Consider the following 15576-nt stretch of genomic DNA (forward strand, 5'->3'; position numbering starts at 1 on the left):
TAACATTTCTACTTTTCACCAGCACAGCCCTTCAAAATCTATATTTATTGTTGTAAAAGACGTCGAATCGTGTCGATCAGTTCGTCTACAGACACTTCCATTGACTCGCCTGTTTGGCGCACTTTTATTTCCACAATTCCTTCATTAGCGCGCTTTCCAACTGTCACCCGAATCGGAATTCCGATTAAATCGCTGTCGGCAAATTTGACGCCAGCGCGCTCCGGACGGTCATCATATAATACTTCAAAGCCGGCTTGTCCAAGCTTTTCATACCATTCGTCAGCAAGCTGACGCTGCTCCTCATTTTTTGCATTCACCGAAATAAGATGGACGTGGAAAGGAGCAACTGATGCCGGCCACACAAGACCGTTTTCGTCGGCAAATTGCTCGGCAATCGCAGCCACTAACCGGGAAACGCCGATGCCGTAGCAGCCCATAATCATCGTTTGTGAACGTCCATTTTCATCTAAATAAGTCGCGTTCATCGCTTTGCTGTAACGCGTGCCCAATTTAAACACGTGGCCAACTTCAATGCCGCGGGCAAAGCGAATCGTGCCTTTTCCATCTGGAGACGGATCTCCTTCTTGAATAAAACGTAAATCTGCATATTCAGAAATGGTAAAATCACGCTCTGGATTGACGCCAATATAATGATATCCTTCCTCATTCGCCCCACATACACCATTGACAATTGCTTTTACCGCGTGATCGGCAACGATGGTAACAGATTCGCTAACACCGATTGGACCGAGCGAACCGACCTCACAGTTCATTGCTTGCTTCGTTTCTTCCGGTGTTGCCAGCTCTACGACCGATGCGTCAAATAAGTTTTTCACTTTTACATCGTTTGCTTCATGGTCGCCGCGGACAAGTACAAGTACGTAACGGTCGTCCACTTTAAAGAGCAATGACTTGATGCATTTTTCTGGCGTCACCTGTAAATAGGAAGCTACTTCTTCTATTGTTTTTTGCCCCGGTGTATGCACTTTTTCCAATTTGCGAAGCGGCTCATCGCTTTTTTCATATGTAGTAATAACAGGGGCCATTTCGATATTTGCCGCGTAATCAGAAGCATCGGAATAGGCGATCGTATCTTCACCGATTTCCGATAATACCATAAATTCATGCGTATCTTTTCCGCCAATCGCTCCGGAATCAGCAATGACGGCGCGGAAATTTAAACCACAGCGGCGGAAGATGTTCGAATACGCTTCATACATTTTATTGTATGTTTCATCCAAACTTTCTTGTGACGTATGGAACGAATAGGCGTCTTTCATAATAAATTCACGGCCGCGTAATAAACCGAAGCGCGGGCGTTTTTCATCACGGAATTTTACTTGAATTTGATAAAGCGTAAGCGGCAGGCGCTTATATGTTTTCACTTCGTCACGCACAAGCGCCGTAATTATTTCCTCATGCGTCGGTCCAAGCGCAAAATCGCGTTCATGACGGTCTTTCAGGCGCATAAGCTCCGGACCGTACGAATACCAGCGGCCGGATTGCTGCCATAATTCCGCTGGCTGCAGCGCCGGCATGAGCAATTCGATCGCTCCGGCACGATTCATTTCCTCACGAATGATCGCCTCTACTTTTTGCAATACGCGCTGGCCAAGCGGTAAAAACGTATATACACCGCTTGCGCTTTGTCGAATAAATCCAGCGCGCAACAACAGCTGATGGCTTTTCACTTCTGCGTCTGCAGGCACTTCACGCAATGTTGGGATAAATGACTGACTTTGTCTCATCTTCTCGCACCTCTTTTTCTCTATCTCTTTTGTTCAAGGAAAGAAGGAAGAAGACTTCCCATCTTTCCTTCACTTTTCATAGGAAAAACTTTTGAATGTCATTCCATGTAACAACAAGCATTAATAGCATTAAAAGGGCAAAACCGATAAAATGAACCATTCCTTCTTTTTGGCGGTCAATCGGTTTGCCGCGCAGCGCTTCGATGGCGAAAAAGAGCAATCGCCCACCATCAAGCGCAGGAAGCGGCAATAAGTTGACAATACCAAGGTTAATGCTTAAAATCGCTCCCCACTTCATTAAATAGTAAATTCCCGATTCTGCCACTTTTCCAGTTGAAACGGCAATGCCAACCGGTCCCGATAGCATATCGAGCTTAAATTGACCAGTAACTAACTGTCCGAGACCAACAAGAATTTCTTTCGTCCAATAATACGTTTCAATGACTCCTTGTTTTAATGAGCCGAAAACCGATTTTTCCATAGGCCCGTACACACCAATAAGACCAATCGTTTCTCCTTGTACTGTTTTCGCGTCAGGCGTTACCGTAATATCCATAATTTTTCCATTCCGTTGTATTTTAAAAAGCAATTCCTCTTCTGGATGGGCACGAATAATATCAACGACTTGCGTCCACGTCTTGACCGGTTCGTCATCGATCGAAAGAACGATGTCACCTTGCCTGAGGCCCGCTTCTTTTGCCGCGCCGTCTTTTGTCAGTTCGCCGATTATCGGTTTGTCAACCGGATATCCTTGAAGCAATCCGATTAACAAAAATACAACAAATGCCAACACAAAATTCATAAGCGGTCCTGCTAAAATCGCCATCGTCCGTTGCCCTAACGTTTTCGCGGCAAATTGACGATGATACGGAGCAATTTGAATTTCTTGATGGTCGACGACGAAAAAGGCTGGCTCGTTCACGGAAAATCGTTCGAGGCGATCTTCATTTTGATCCACATAGCCGGTAATGTACATCTGATGTTCTAAATCTGCTTGTTCTACTTCAATTATTTTCGCATTTGGATAGTCGTCTTTATGGTTGACAATAATTTTGTCAACGTTGCCATCGCGATCTAGTTCTAATCCGACGACTTGCCCAGGTTTAATTTCGATCATTTCCGGGTCTTCACCGGCCATGCGGACAAAACCACCTAATGGGAGCAAACGAATCGTATATACGGTTTCGTTTTTCTTAAATGAAAATACTTTTGGACCGAAGCCGATGGCAAATTCACGGCATAAAATTCCCGCGCGCTTAGCGAAAATCAAATGGCCAAGTTCGTGGAAAAACACAAGCGCACCGAAAATCACAATAAACGCAATGATCGTTTCCAATGTTTCAACCACCTTTTTTTATAGTAGTGACCGAACGTACCGGCGGGTTTCCGCATCAATTTCACGAATCTCCTCCAGCGATGGTTCATTTACGAATTCATGCCGCTCTAGTGCACGTTCAATATATTCCTCAATAGTTAAAAATGCGATACGGCCTTGCAAAAAGGCGGAAACTGCCTCTTCATTCGCTGCGTTCAACACCGTTGGCAACGACCCGCCCGCTTTTCCTGCTTCATATGCTAATTGTAAACAACGAAAACGCTCAAAGTCTACCCGCTCAAAGTGTAATGTGCTAATTTCTGCTAAGTCAAGCGGTTTCGCATTGGCTAGCGGCAAGCGTTCAGGGTATGTTAAAGCATATTGAATCGGTACGTGCATATCTGGCGTTCCGAGCTGGGCGATCACGCTTGTATCACGGAATTGAACGAGCGAATGAATGATGCTTTCACGATGTAATAACACATCAATTTGCTCATATGGCAACTCGAAAAGCCAATGCGCCTCAATAACTTCTAACCCTTTGTTCATCATTGTCGCCGAGTCAATCGTAATTTTTGCTCCCATCGACCAGTTCGGATGGCGCAACGCTTCTTCCACTGTTACGTTTTTTAATTCTTCCCTTGTTTTATCACGGAAGCTGCCGCCGGAGGCTGTTAAAATAATTTTTTCCACACGGTTTCGTTTTTCTCCTTGTAAACATTGAAAAATTGCCGAGTGTTCGCTGTCAACTGGCAATAAAGAAACGCCGTGTTTTTTAGCGGCTGCTGTTACAATATGCCCTGCTGTTACAAGTGTTTCTTTGTTCGCTAATGCAATCGTTTTGCCTGCTTCAATAGCTCTTAGTGTCGGAACAAGACCTACGCTTCCAACAACGGCTGTCACAACGATATCCGTCTCTGGGAAAGCCGCTGCTTCAATTAATCCCTCCTCGCCAAACACGATTTTCACTTTTCCTGCGTATTCGCTGCGAAGCTTCTCATAAGCGTCCGCCTCAGCAACAGCGACAAGCCGAGGAGCAAACTCTTCAATAATCGCTCGCGCCATGTCCACATTTTTTCCAATCGATATTGCTGTCAATTGAAACTCATCTGGATGGGAACGAATAATATCCAACGTCTGGGTGCCGATGGAACCACTCGCCCCTAATATACTAATATATTTCAATTCCTTCACTCCTAACTCCCTTATAACGCTGCATTGATGAAAAAGTGTAAAATCGGCAAAATGAATAATAAACTATCAAAGCGGTCCAAAATACCGCCATGACCCGGCAAAATATTTCCTGAATCTTTCACGCCATAATGCCGTTTAAATGCGGATTCGACTAAATCCCCTAATTGACCAAATATGGAAAGAACAATCGTCATCACAATTAAAAGGGCAAAACTGTCAAAAAGATTTGTACATAGTTGATATATAATGGCAACAACAACCGCACAAACAATTCCGCCAATCGAGCCTTCTACGGTTTTATTCGGGCTAATTTCCGGCCAAAGCTTGCGTTTTCCCCATGCTCGACCGATAAAATACGCTCCCGTATCTGTCGCCCATATGGTAAATAAAGCATAAACCATATACGCTAAACCAATAAAGCGGGTTTCCATGAAATAATAAAACCCGAAGCCAACATAAAGAATGGATAAACATATAAATCCTGCTTCTTCAAATGTAAATGCGTTTTTTGTCACCACCGTATATATAAGCAACAATAATACGGCAACTACTAATAATTCGACTTTCGTTATATTGAAGGACTCGAGCCAATTGGTGTAGGCTTTTGGAATAAGAAGCCCCCATAAAATCAGGAAACCAATGATTCCTTCTTTAGAAAACACGCGAAGACGTTTCATGCGCAATAATTCAAACAGCCCAATCGTTGCCAATATATATGTTACTATTATAAACGGAAATCCGCCAAAAATAACAATCGGTAAAAACAGTGCAGCGGCAATGACTCCAGTAATGATCCGTTGCTTCATCTTGTTTAAACTCCTCCAAACCGGCGATTACGCTTTTGAAAAGCAGCAATCGCTTCTAATAAATGTTGCTCTGTAAAATCTGGCCATAACACATCGGTAAACCAAAATTCAGTGTAAGCGAGCTGCCATAACATAAAATTGCTTAAACGTATTTCTCCGCTTGTACGGATGAGTAAATCCGGATCTGTTAAATCCTTTGTCATTAAATAGGAAGACACTAATTCTTCCGTAATTTCCTCTGGAGATAACCAGCCTTTTTGCACTTCTTTGGCAATTTGTTGCATCGCATATGTAATTTCCGCACGGCTTCCGTAGTTTAAAGCAAAATTAAGAATCAACCCTGTATTTTCCTTTGTTTCGTCAATGGCTCTTTCTACCGCCCGCCGTGTATGCTCTGGAAGCCGTTCGATATGGCCAATCACGCGAACATTGACATTCTCCTCCACTAATTCAGGAAGAAATGTCGTTAAAAATTGCTCTGGAAGCTTCATTAAATAATCTACTTCGCTTTTCGGACGCTTCCAATTTTCTGTTGAAAATGCATATAATGATAATATTTTAATGCCAAGTTCGTTGGCAAAACGAGTAATTTTGCGAACGACTTGCATGCCTTCATAATGGCCTGCCGCCCGCGGCAATGCGCGTTTTTTCGCCCATCGCCCGTTTCCATCCATAATGATGGCGACATGTTTCGGGATCGGATTTTGCATTATTTCTTCTTTTGTGTAAACAAGAGAAGAGGACGACACATCCTCCTTATTTTTCCAAATTTTATTAAACATACTAGTCCTCCGTATTGATTTTTATTATTAATGTGCCATGCGGCTAGCTAGTTTCAAAACAGCTATTTTAACTCTCTGTCTCATTTGCTTTTTCATTATAACAAAAAAACCCTCCATGTATATAGAGGGTCTTTCCTGTTTCATTACACTTCCATAACTTCTTTTTCTTTCTCTTTCGTAATCGCATCAATCTTTGCGATATGGTCATCGGTAAGCTTTTGAACATCATCTGTATAACCGCGCAATTCGTCTTCAGTAATTTCCCCGTTTTTCTCAAGCTTTTTCAACTCATCATTTGCATCACGGCGGATGTTACGAACAGCAACTTTCGCATCTTCCGAATATTTTTTGACAAGCTTCACTAGCTCGCGGCGACGTTCTTCTGTTAATGGCGGAATGGTGATGCGAATGACTGACCCATCGTTGGATGGCGTTAATCCTAAATCAGAAGATAAAATGGCTTTTTCGATATCTTTGATCACCGATTTATCATACGGCTGAATGACAAGCAGCCGCGCTTCCGGAACACTGATGCTTGCCAGCTGGATAATTGGTGTAGGCATGCCGTAATAATCAACTGTTACTTTTTCTAATAAACTCGGGTTTGCTCTTCCTGCACGAATGGTCGCAAGCTCACGAGTGAACGCTTGAACAGCTTTGTCCATTTTTTCCTTTGCAGTATTGATAATTTGTTGTACCATATTTATTTCCCCCTTACGATTGTTCCTATATTTTCACCAAGAACGGCACGTTTTATATTGCCTTCTTCCATAATGGAGAAAACAATCAACGGAATATCGTTATCCATACATAACGATGAAGCAGTGGAGTCCATCACGCCTAATCCTTGTTTAATAACCTCTAAATAGGATACTTCATCATATTTTACCGCGTTTTCATCGATTTTCGGATCAGCGCTATATACACCGTCAACGTTATTTTTTGCCATTAAAATAACGTCTGCTTCAATTTCAGCAGCACGTAATGCGGCAGTCGTATCGGTTGAAAAATATGGATTTCCTGTTCCTGCCGCAAAAATAACGACACGTTTTTTCTCCAAATGACGGATCGCTCTTCTTCGTATGTAAGGTTCAGCCACTTGCCGCATCTCAATCGATGTTTGCACTCTCGTTTCAACACCGAGATTTTCAAGGCTATCTTGGAGAGCAAGCGAATTCATCACTGTTGCAAGCATTCCCATATAGTCCGCTGTGGCGCGATCCATTCCCATCTCGCTTCCCGTTTTTCCGCGCCATATATTGCCGCCGCCGACAACAATTGCAATTTCGACGCCAAGTTCAGCAACTTCTTTCACTTGTTTCGCAATCGATTGAATAATCGCAGGATTAATGCCAAAACCTTGTTCACCAGCTAATGCTTCACCGCTTAACTTCAACACAACACGCTTATACTTTGGCTTTTCCATGTCAAACCTCCATGCAGCTAATTCGAAAAGCGAAAAACAGCTATTTTTAAAAATAGGGAACACGGCGTGTGTTCCCTATGGACTTCATTCATTGCTTTCTCATTTGATTCATTACTTCTTCAGCAAAGTTATCTTGGCGTTTTTCCATACCTTCGCCAACTTCATAACGGATAAATGTTTTCACTGTCGCGCCGTTAGATTCAACATATTGACGGACTTTTACATCTGGGTTTTTCACAAATGCTTGTTCTAGCAAGCAAATATCTTCATAAAATTTATTTAAACGGCCTTCTACCATTTTTTCAACGATATGTTCCGGTTTTCCTTCATTTAATGCTTGCTGTTTCAATACTTCGCGTTCGCGATTAATTTCTTCTTGCGGCACTTGGTCGCGAGAAACGTATTTCGGATGCAATGCGGCGATATGCATTGCCACATCTTTCGCTACTTCTTGGTTTGCCGAACCTGCTAATAATGTTAATACGCCGATGCGGCCTCCCATGTGCAAATACGCACCGAAAACATCATTTTCTCCTTTTTCCACAATTTCAAAACGACGCAACGTGATTTTTTCACCAATTTTTGCGATTGCAGCATTAATATGTTCTTGAACTGTTGCCCCGTTATCCATTGTTTGCCCAAGCGCTTCTTCCAACGTAGCTGGTTTATGTTTTAACAAGTGTGCAGCAAGTTCTTTTACTAACGTTTGGAACGCTTCGTTTTTCGCAACAAAGTCCGTTTCAGAGTTCACTTCTAAAATAACAGCCGTGTTGCCGTCGATTTCGACCAGCGTCATTCCTTCCGCAGCGATGCGATCCGCTTTTTTCGCCGCTTTGGCGATCCCTTTCTCACGAAGCCAATCGATCGCTTTTTCCATATCGCCATTTGTTTCAGTGAGCGCTTTTTTGCAATCCATCATCCCTGCGCCCGTTTTTTCACGCAATTCTTTTACCATTTGTGCTGTAATCGCCATAAATAAAAATCCTCCTTTAAATTCGCATGTATGTACATTTAAGCAAAATCAGCTTCCGCTAATTTTACTCTCTTCCGTACTCATTAGTATAGCCAACAACCGCCATTTTCTGTCTCAAAAAAAGGTGATAAAAGGCTTTTCCCCTCTTATCACCTTTCCCAAAACACATTACTCAGCAGCAACAACTGCTTCTTCGCCTTGTTTTCCTTCTAACACCGCATCAGCGATTTTCGAAGTAAGAAGTTTTACCGCGCGAATCGCATCGTCGTTTGCTGGAATGACATAGTCAATTTCATCCGGATCGCAGTTTGTATCAACGATACCGATAATCGGGATGTTTAATTTGCGCGCTTCCGCAACAGCAATGCGCTCTTTGCGCGGATCGATTACGAACAATGCGTCCGGCAATTCTTTCATTTCTTTAATGCCGCCTAAAAATTTCTCTAAACGTTCTTGTTCTTTCTTTAAACGAATGACTTCTTTTTTCGGAAGTACGTCAAAGATGCCGTCTTCCGCCATTTTTTCAATTTCTTTTAAACGTTTAATACGTTTTTGAATCGTTGCAAAGTTTGTTAATGTACCACCTAACCAACGTTGATTCACATAGAACATGCCGCAACGTTCTGCTTCTTCTTTCACAGACTCTTGCGCTTGTTTTTTCGTACCGACAAACAAAATTTTACCGCCGTTTGCTACTAATTCTTTTACGAAATTATATGCTTCTTCCATTTTTTTGACGGTTTTTTGTAAGTCGATAATATAAATGCCGTTGCGTTCTGTGAAAATATATTTTTTCATTTTTGGATTCCAACGGCGAGTTTGATGTCCGAAATGAACACCAGCTTCAAGCAATTGTTTCATAGAAATAACTGACATTGCAAGATCCTCCTATTTGCTTGGTTTTTATTCCTCCGCCCACGTCATTTTTAAGCAAGACTGACAGCGTCAGCACCGTTGCTTAAATCGATGGGCGTGTGTATTCACACCATGTAAAAATATATCATAACTGCATGTGACAATCAAGCAATTGTTAGCCTACTTTTGGCGAAATTTTAATAATAACTCGATTTCCGTTTTTCCTTTTTTTAGAATTTTAGCGATTTCTTCAATCGTTTTTCCTTGTTCGAAAAGCTGCCATGCCTCTTCGACAAGCGAAGGCATAGCTTGATGACGTATATCAACGATGTCTTTCACATCGTCAACGTTTGGAAAATAGTTAGGCAGCGCTTCTTCTTTTGTCGATGTTGCATCGGCTTTGGAAGAAGATTGCTTTCTATCATCCTTAGTGCGATTGGTCAGCATGTCGGTCAGCTCTTTTAGAAAACGCTCGTTTTCTTCCTTCCACTCTAATAAATATGCAGAAAACGTTTGTTCCATCTCCTCAGCCATTTGTTGCTGACGTTTTTCTGTTTCTTTCACTTTCGATAATTGTAAATAAAGCAAAATAATAACGAACAATGAAAGCGCATGAAGAATAAAACTGACAACAAGTAAAAATGCAATCATCGCATCCCTCTATCCTATCATATCAATGATTTTTCCTTTATATGGATGGATATTTTTATTGTTTTGTTCCCGGCAAATATTGGCGCTTGTTCGCTTTTCTGTCACTTGCCTCCGCGCTCGCTCCTCTTGTTTTTTTGTCGCTTCAGCAAGCTTCGATTGCACAAGCTGTGCGTGATGATGCAAAGCATTTTGAATTTTTCCAGCATCGTACGTTTTTGGGAACGCTATTTGTAATTCGATTAATTTGATATCCATATGTCCCCACTTCCTTTTAAGCTAAAGCGCTTGTTCTAGAATTTTGCGCAGCTTAAAAATGGCTTTTGAATGAAGCTGGGAAATTCTTGATGTGGAAAGTCCTAAAATTTCTCCAATTTCGGTAAAAGTAAGTTCTTCTTTATAAAACAAACTAATAACAAGCTGCTCTTTTTCACTTAGCTGCTGGATTACTTCTGCCAATTTCTCATACAATTCCTGCTTTAAAACTTCTTCCTCCGGAGAAGGTGTTTTTTCATCACGAATGGCTAGAAGCGCGTTTTCTTCTTCCTTGTTTTCCGTAATAACATGTTGAAAAGATAAGACGTTGGCAAAAAAGTTCTCATTTACTGCCATATATACTTCCTCTTCTGTGATCCCTAGTTCATCGGCAACTTCTTTTGCTGTAACAGACCGCATATACCGCTGCTCCAGCTTTTCGATCGTTTCCTCAATTTTTTTCGCCTTTTCCCTTACGCTGCGCGGAAGCCAATCTTCTTTGCGCAGCCCATCGAAAATGGCGCCGCGAATCCGAAATGAGGCGTACGTATCAAATTTTAAATCACGGGAGGGATCAAACTTTTCGAGCGCGTCGTAAAGCCCCATTAATCCAAGACTTATTAATTCTTGTTTACTTATAGTTTTTGGCAACGACGCGGCTATTCGTTGAACATGATAATGAACAAGCGGCATATATGTTTGCACGAGCTTATCTCCGGCTTGCGGGTCACGGTGATATATCCAACGATCCCAATATTTGCGTTCTTCGCTCGTTAAAACGTTCGCCATGTGATTCCACCTCATCTTTTTCAAAATGCCGCTGTTATTTCTCTCATATTTCTTTCATCCCTTGATTCACTGTACGAATCGATAAAATGGCCGTTTTCGGATTAAATTCGATCGTTCGTCCGCTGTTGCCGCCAACATCTTCGGCAACGATCGGAATATGAAACCGGTTCAACTGCTGCCTAACTGCTTCGACATTCCTTGCTCCAATTCGCATCATATCCGTACTTTTGGAAGGAAAAGAAAACATTTGCGCTCCACCGGCCATTTTTGCTTTTAGCATCCCTTTTCTTCCTCCCGCCTGAACAACGAGTTCTATTAACGCTTCGATCGCTGTATCTGCATATTTCGCTACGTTCATTGTTTCCGATCTCGAAAGCGAAGAATCAGGAAGCATCACATGCGCAAGTCCCGCCACTTCCTTCCATTGGTCAAAAATGACAACGCCGACACATGATCCTAATCCAGATGTTCGAATTAAATTTGGCGCATGAACCACCTTCATATCGGCAATGCCAACTTTTACTACATGAATGGTTTCGCTCACGGAAGATCCACACCTAATGCGCGAAAAATGGAAGCGAACGAATCTGGATCAGGAAGCAAGAAGAAATGCCCATTGACACTATCTTCTGGACGGCGTTCATCATACAAAGCGGTATCAATAAGAATCGCATAATCACCAACGCGAGACAATTCCAATAACCCATATTGCAAAATAGCGCCAATCATATCAACGGTTAGCATCGGAACAGATGGATAAAATGCCAAATTAGTAAAGTCAGCCAGTGCCGAAAGATAGGAACCGGCAAGTATATTTCCTAGCTCTTGCAGCGCTGATTGTCCTAGTTCTGATGGATGTGAATCAAACGTAAACGTCTCATCCCCCGTCATTTGACGTATAAACCGCTCTGCCTGTGCCAATGAAAGTACAAAAAACATATTTCCCGGAGCATCTCCTTCAATCCTCAAATACACACATGCTACTACTTGTTCCGCACCGCCAATAAGCTCCATTACTTCATCAAATGTAGCAATTTGAACATATGGAACAGCCATTTCAATTTTTTTATTTAATAGTTTTGATAAGGCTGTTGCTGCATTCCCTGCTCCGATATTGCCGATTTCTTTTAAAATATCAATATGGGTGCCACTTAATTTGTTGATATGTTCCATCATTTTGTAACTCCTCTCGATAAAAGCAAAGCTTTCCCGACAATGGCATTATGTTTCCAACGCTTTCTCTAAATTGAGCAAAATAAGCAATCTTTTTCCTACCTTTGCTACCCCATGAATATAATCCACTTCCACAGCACCAATCGCTTCTGGAGGCGGTTCGATGCTTGACGCGGGTATATCAAGCACATCGTTAGCAGCATCGACAATCAATCCAACTTCTATATCTTGAAGCGCAACAATAATAATGCGCGTTTGTTCGGAATAAGGGGAAGAAGGAAAACCAAATCGTTCTCTCAAGTCAATAATCGGTGTTACTACACCACGTAAATTAATAACTCCTTTCACATAATGCGCCGTACGCGGAACTCGAGTAATATGTTGAATTTTTTCGATGGAACGAACGTATTGAACAGGGAGTGCATATTCTTCATTTTTTAGTTGAAAAACAATCACTTTCCATTCCGACTCTTGAACGTCAACCATCTTACATTCCTCCTTCCAATTAAAACCACTATTATTTAATTAACACATTGCAGTCGATAATAAGCGCTACTTGCCCATCCCCTAATATGGTGGCACCGGAAATAGCAAATACAGAAGTTAAATAGTTTCCTAATGATTTTAAAACGACTTCCTGTTGCCCAATAAAGGAATCAACAACAAGGCCCGCCATTTTTTCCCCTTTGCGAACGATGACCACGGAAACAAATTCTTTCTCTTCCGATATAGTTGGTACTTCAAAAATTTCTTTTAAGAATACAAGCGGGACAACTTTTCCACGGAAATCAATGACTCGCTGATTATGCGCATGGAAAATATCTTCCTTTTTAATGATTGCTGTTTCAATAATGGATGATAATGGAATAGCATATTTTTCTTGTTGAATTTCAACAAGCAGCACTGAAATAATGGACAATGTTAACGGCAGTTGAATCGAAAAAATGGATCCTTTTCCTTCCTCGGAATCCACTGTCACCGCACCGCCAAGCGATTCGATCGTGCTTTTGACAACATCAAGCCCAACTCCGCGTCCGGAAATATCAGAGATTTTGTCCGCTGTGGAAAAACCGGGGGCAAAAATAAGCTCATACACTTGCCTATCCGTTAAATTAGCGGCGTTTTGCTGGGAAATAATTCCCTTATCCATCGCTTTTTGCAACACTTTATCACGATTAATGCCGGCACCATCGTCCTCTATTTCAATAAACACATGATTACCGCTATGATACGCTTTTAATTTTACCGTTCCTTCTTCCGGTTTGCCGTTTGCCCGACGCACATCTGGTGTTTCAATGCCATGGTCAATTGCATTGCGGAGAAGGTGAACAAGCGGATCACCGATTTCATCAATAACCGTGCGATCAAGCTCTGTTTCCGCCCCGATGATTTCTAGCTTTACTTTTTTCCCTAATTCACGCGCCAACTGACGAACCATGCGCGGGAAGCGGTTAAAGACCGTTTCTACCGGCACCATGCGCATATTTAAAATAATGTTTTGTAAATCGCTTGAAATGCGCGACATTCGTTCCACCGTTTCATGAAGTTCCGGATGATTTAATTCGCGGGAAATTTGCTCCAAACGCCCGCGGTCAATGACAAGCTCCTCAAATAAATTCATTAAAATATCGAGTCGTTCGATATTAACGCGGATCGTTTTATTTGCTGGTATCGATTGCTTTGTCGCTGCATTTGCCTCAACACTTTTCGGACGCTGTTCTTTCTCGACGGTTGCTGCTTGTTGTTGCATTGTTTCTTCCTGAACAACTTCGACATCGTTTGTTTTCTTCCGCTCATCTATATCGAATAGTGCTACGTCCACTTCTTCCACTTCGGAAACTTTCATTATCCGCTCATATAATTCTTCTGCTGATTTTTTCGTTACAACGGTGACAATGAATTCCCGATCAAACTTCTCCTCCTCAAGCATCTCTACAGGAGGGTTCGATTTAATCACTTCGCCTGCTTCGTTTAATGCTTCAAATATCATAAACACGCGTGCAGATTTTAATAAACAGTCAGCTCGTAATTTAACGCGTATTTCATACGCAAAAAAGCCTTGCTCTTTTGATTGTTGCAGCACATTGTACTCAAATTCTCCGTAAGTTTGGGTAAGTGATATATTAGAAGAACTAGTCTGTTCCGTTCCTAATTTAGTCGGTGACTCTCCTTGTTCAATACGTTTTAATTGATCGACTACTTCTTTTACATCACGCTTGCCATCGCCGCCTTCCGCAATGGACATAATCATCGCTTCTAAATGATCCACTGCCTGAAAAACAACATCTAATATTTCTGGGGTAACGGTAATTTTATGGTTGCGAATGCCGTCAAGCACATTTTCCATTTGATGGGTCAAATTTGCTAAATCTTCAAACCCCATCGTTGCAGACATTCCTTTCAACGTATGTGCTGAACGGAAAATCTCGTTTACAATCGACATGTCTTCAGGTGCTTTTTCCAATTCTAGCAACTGTTCATTGATTGCTTGTAAATGCTCTTTACTTTCTTCAATGAACACTTCCAAATATTGGCTCATGTCCATCGCCTTTTCCCCCTTGCCCTTCTACATATTTGACAATCATTTCTGCAATTTGTTCTAAAGGCACGATCGAATCTACTACATTTGCTTGAATCGCTGCTCTCGGCATCCCGAACACGACCGCTGTTTCCTGTGCTTCAGCGATTACTTTGGTGTTTCCATTTTCTTTTAATTTTTTTAATCCTGCTGTTCCGTCTGAACCCATTCCTGTCATAATGACTGCAATTTTTTCATAGCCCGTTAATGCGCTTATCGATTCAAACAGCACATCAACAGATGGACGATGGCCATTTCGTGGCGGCGACTGTTCCACGCATGCCGTAAGCGACCCATTTGATTCACGTACTAATAAATGAAACCCGCCAGGCGCAATATAAGCAGTGCCATTTTGCAACGTTTCCCCATCTTCTGCCTCTTTTACGGTAATTTGTGAAAGTGAATCAAGCCTTTGTGCCAATGATTTTGTAAATCCTTTTGGCATATGTTGAACGATCATAATTGGTGCAGCAATATTTTCTGGCAATCTCGTTAACACTTGCTGTAAAGCGCGGGGGCCTCCCGTTGATGTCCCAATACAAACGATTTTTTTGCGCTGATGTGCCCGCTTGTCATACATCGGATTCATTATTATTTCACTGGCATTGTCTTTGGATATTACCCGTACATTGGCACGACTTGCTAGCAGCACTTTGTTTATTAGTTCTTCTTTCACTTTATATAAATCAAGCGAAATCTCCCCGGACGGTTTTGCAACAAAGTCGATCGCCCCATATTGCATGGCGATAATCGTATTTTTTGCACCTTCTGTCGTCGTGCTGGATAACATTACAACAGGAAGCGGATGTTCTTTCATTATTTGTTTAAGCGCATCAATCCCATTCATAATCGGCATTTCGACATCTAATGTAACGACATCCGGATTTAGCAGAGAAACCTTTTTTAGTGCTTCTTTGCCGTTTCTAGCCGCTCCTACTACTTCGATTTGCGGGTTTTCGGAAAGAAGATCGGTAATAAACTTTCGCATAAAAGCCGAGTCATCTACAACGAGCACTTTCACTTTGTTCATGTAT

17 protein-coding genes are annotated in these 15576 nt (G+C 41.9%); all 17 read right to left on the reverse strand.

The features are described from left to right. Window positions 1–44 precede the first annotated feature (44 nt). Window positions 45–1748, reverse strand: coding sequence for a proline--tRNA ligase (locus FNL97_RS11550; protein WP_015863481.1), 1704 nt, complete (start codon window positions 1746–1748; stop codon window positions 45–47). 76 nt (window positions 1749–1824) lie between these two features. Continuing rightward, a complete protein-coding gene (gene rseP / locus FNL97_RS11555) occupies window positions 1825–3084 on the reverse strand; it encodes an RIP metalloprotease RseP (RefSeq protein ID WP_015863480.1) in 1260 nt (419 codons plus the stop codon). Between the two features lie 18 nt (window positions 3085–3102). Next, a complete protein-coding gene (dxr, locus tag FNL97_RS11560) occupies window positions 3103–4248 on the reverse strand; it encodes a 1-deoxy-D-xylulose-5-phosphate reductoisomerase (RefSeq protein WP_015863479.1) in 1146 nt (381 codons plus the stop codon). A gap of 20 nt (window positions 4249–4268) precedes the next feature. After that, entirely contained in the window at window positions 4269–5063 is a 795-nt protein-coding gene (locus FNL97_RS11565; protein WP_062678206.1) for a phosphatidate cytidylyltransferase, read from the reverse strand. Between the two features lie 5 nt (window positions 5064–5068). Next, window positions 5069–5845, reverse strand: a complete 777-nt coding sequence (uppS, locus tag FNL97_RS11570; protein ID WP_062678207.1) for an undecaprenyl pyrophosphate synthase — start codon at window positions 5843–5845, stop codon at window positions 5069–5071. Window positions 5846–5988: 143 nt separating this feature from the next. Beyond that, entirely contained in the window at window positions 5989–6546 is a 558-nt protein-coding gene (gene frr, locus FNL97_RS11575; protein WP_015863476.1) for a ribosome recycling factor, read from the reverse strand. A 2-nt stretch (window positions 6547–6548) separates the two neighbouring features. Beyond that, window positions 6549–7271 carry a UMP kinase gene (gene pyrH / locus FNL97_RS11580; protein WP_115657214.1) on the reverse strand — a complete coding sequence of 241 codons (723 nt, stop codon included), beginning with the start codon at window positions 7269–7271 and terminating at the stop codon, window positions 6549–6551. Between the two features lie 88 nt (window positions 7272–7359). Continuing rightward, a complete protein-coding gene (gene tsf, locus FNL97_RS11585) occupies window positions 7360–8244 on the reverse strand; it encodes a translation elongation factor Ts (protein ID WP_143415837.1) in 885 nt (294 codons plus the stop codon). 168 nt (window positions 8245–8412) lie between these two features. After that, window positions 8413–9120: a 30S ribosomal protein S2 gene (gene rpsB / locus FNL97_RS11590; protein WP_143415838.1), complete on the reverse strand. Its 708-nt coding sequence runs from the start codon at window positions 9118–9120 to the stop codon at window positions 8413–8415. 159 nt (window positions 9121–9279) lie between these two features. Next, window positions 9280–9750 (reverse strand): hypothetical protein, encoded by a 471-nt coding sequence (locus FNL97_RS11595; protein ID WP_143415839.1) that lies wholly within the window; start codon window positions 9748–9750, stop codon window positions 9280–9282. 9 nt (window positions 9751–9759) lie between these two features. Then, window positions 9760–10005 carry a hypothetical protein gene (locus FNL97_RS11600; protein ID WP_015863471.1) on the reverse strand — a complete coding sequence of 82 codons (246 nt, stop codon included), beginning with the start codon at window positions 10003–10005 and terminating at the stop codon, window positions 9760–9762. 21 nt (window positions 10006–10026) lie between these two features. Further along, a complete protein-coding gene (locus FNL97_RS11605; protein WP_015863470.1) occupies window positions 10027–10791 on the reverse strand; it encodes a FliA/WhiG family RNA polymerase sigma factor in 765 nt (254 codons plus the stop codon). Window positions 10792–10834: 43 nt separating this feature from the next. Beyond that, entirely contained in the window at window positions 10835–11293 is a 459-nt protein-coding gene (locus FNL97_RS11610; RefSeq protein ID WP_198008024.1) for a chemotaxis protein CheD, read from the reverse strand. Window positions 11294–11331: 38 nt separating this feature from the next. Continuing rightward, entirely contained in the window at window positions 11332–11964 is a 633-nt protein-coding gene (locus FNL97_RS11615) for a chemotaxis protein CheC (RefSeq protein WP_041269852.1), read from the reverse strand. A gap of 48 nt (window positions 11965–12012) precedes the next feature. Beyond that, window positions 12013–12450 (reverse strand): chemotaxis protein CheW, encoded by a 438-nt coding sequence (locus tag FNL97_RS11620; RefSeq protein WP_015863467.1) that lies wholly within the window; start codon window positions 12448–12450, stop codon window positions 12013–12015. A 31-nt stretch (window positions 12451–12481) separates the two neighbouring features. Beyond that, window positions 12482–14509 (reverse strand): chemotaxis protein CheA, encoded by a 2028-nt coding sequence (locus FNL97_RS11625; RefSeq protein WP_062678211.1) that lies wholly within the window; start codon window positions 14507–14509, stop codon window positions 12482–12484. Beyond that, the gene (locus FNL97_RS11630) at window positions 14475–15572 is read right to left on the reverse strand and encodes a protein-glutamate methylesterase/protein-glutamine glutaminase (protein WP_015863465.1); all 1098 of its coding nucleotides are present in this window, start codon (window positions 15570–15572) and stop codon (window positions 14475–14477) included. The genes FNL97_RS11625 and FNL97_RS11630 overlap by 35 nt, the downstream gene beginning before the upstream one ends. Window positions 15573–15576 lie beyond the last annotated feature (4 nt).

Origin of the sequence: Geobacillus sp. E263 (genome assembly GCF_007197795.1) — a bacterium.
Lineage (GTDB): Bacteria > Bacillota > Bacilli > Bacillales > Anoxybacillaceae > Parageobacillus_B > Parageobacillus_B toebii.

Bases quoted from the DNA above. Each gene is read 5' to 3' on its own strand.
- FNL97_RS11595 (WP_143415839.1), bottom strand. From the start codon at position 9,750: ATGATTGCATTTTTACTTGTTGTCAGTTTTATTCTTCATGCGCTTTCA.
- FNL97_RS11605 (WP_015863470.1), bottom strand. From the start codon at position 10,791: ATGGCGAACGTTTTAACGAGCGAAGAACGCAAATATTGGGATCGTTGG.
- uppS (WP_062678207.1), bottom strand. From the start codon at position 5,845: ATGTTTAATAAAATTTGGAAAAATAAGGAGGATGTGTCGTCCTCTTCT.
- FNL97_RS11620 (WP_015863467.1), bottom strand. From the start codon at position 12,450: ATGGTTGACGTTCAAGAGTCGGAATGGAAAGTGATTGTTTTTCAACTA.
- FNL97_RS11565 (WP_062678206.1), bottom strand. From the start codon at position 5,063: ATGAAGCAACGGATCATTACTGGAGTCATTGCCGCTGCACTGTTTTTA.
- rpsB (WP_143415838.1), bottom strand. From the start codon at position 9,120: ATGTCAGTTATTTCTATGAAACAATTGCTTGAAGCTGGTGTTCATTTC.
- FNL97_RS11550 (WP_015863481.1), bottom strand. From the start codon at position 1,748: ATGAGACAAAGTCAGTCATTTATCCCAACATTGCGTGAAGTGCCTGCA.
- pyrH (WP_115657214.1), bottom strand. From the start codon at position 7,271: ATGGAAAAGCCAAAGTATAAGCGTGTTGTGTTGAAGTTAAGCGGTGAA.
- frr (WP_015863476.1), bottom strand. From the start codon at position 6,546: ATGGTACAACAAATTATCAATACTGCAAAGGAAAAAATGGACAAAGCT.
- FNL97_RS11615 (WP_041269852.1), bottom strand. From the start codon at position 11,964: ATGGAACATATCAACAAATTAAGTGGCACCCATATTGATATTTTAAAA.
- FNL97_RS11600 (WP_015863471.1), bottom strand. From the start codon at position 10,005: ATGGATATCAAATTAATCGAATTACAAATAGCGTTCCCAAAAACGTAC.
- FNL97_RS11625 (WP_062678211.1), bottom strand. From the start codon at position 14,509: ATGGACATGAGCCAATATTTGGAAGTGTTCATTGAAGAAAGTAAAGAG.
- FNL97_RS11610 (WP_198008024.1), bottom strand. From the start codon at position 11,293: ATGAAGGTGGTTCATGCGCCAAATTTAATTCGAACATCTGGATTAGGA.
- FNL97_RS11630 (WP_015863465.1), bottom strand. From the start codon at position 15,572: ATGAACAAAGTGAAAGTGCTCGTTGTAGATGACTCGGCTTTTATGCGA.
- tsf (WP_143415837.1), bottom strand. From the start codon at position 8,244: ATGGCGATTACAGCACAAATGGTAAAAGAATTGCGTGAAAAAACGGGC.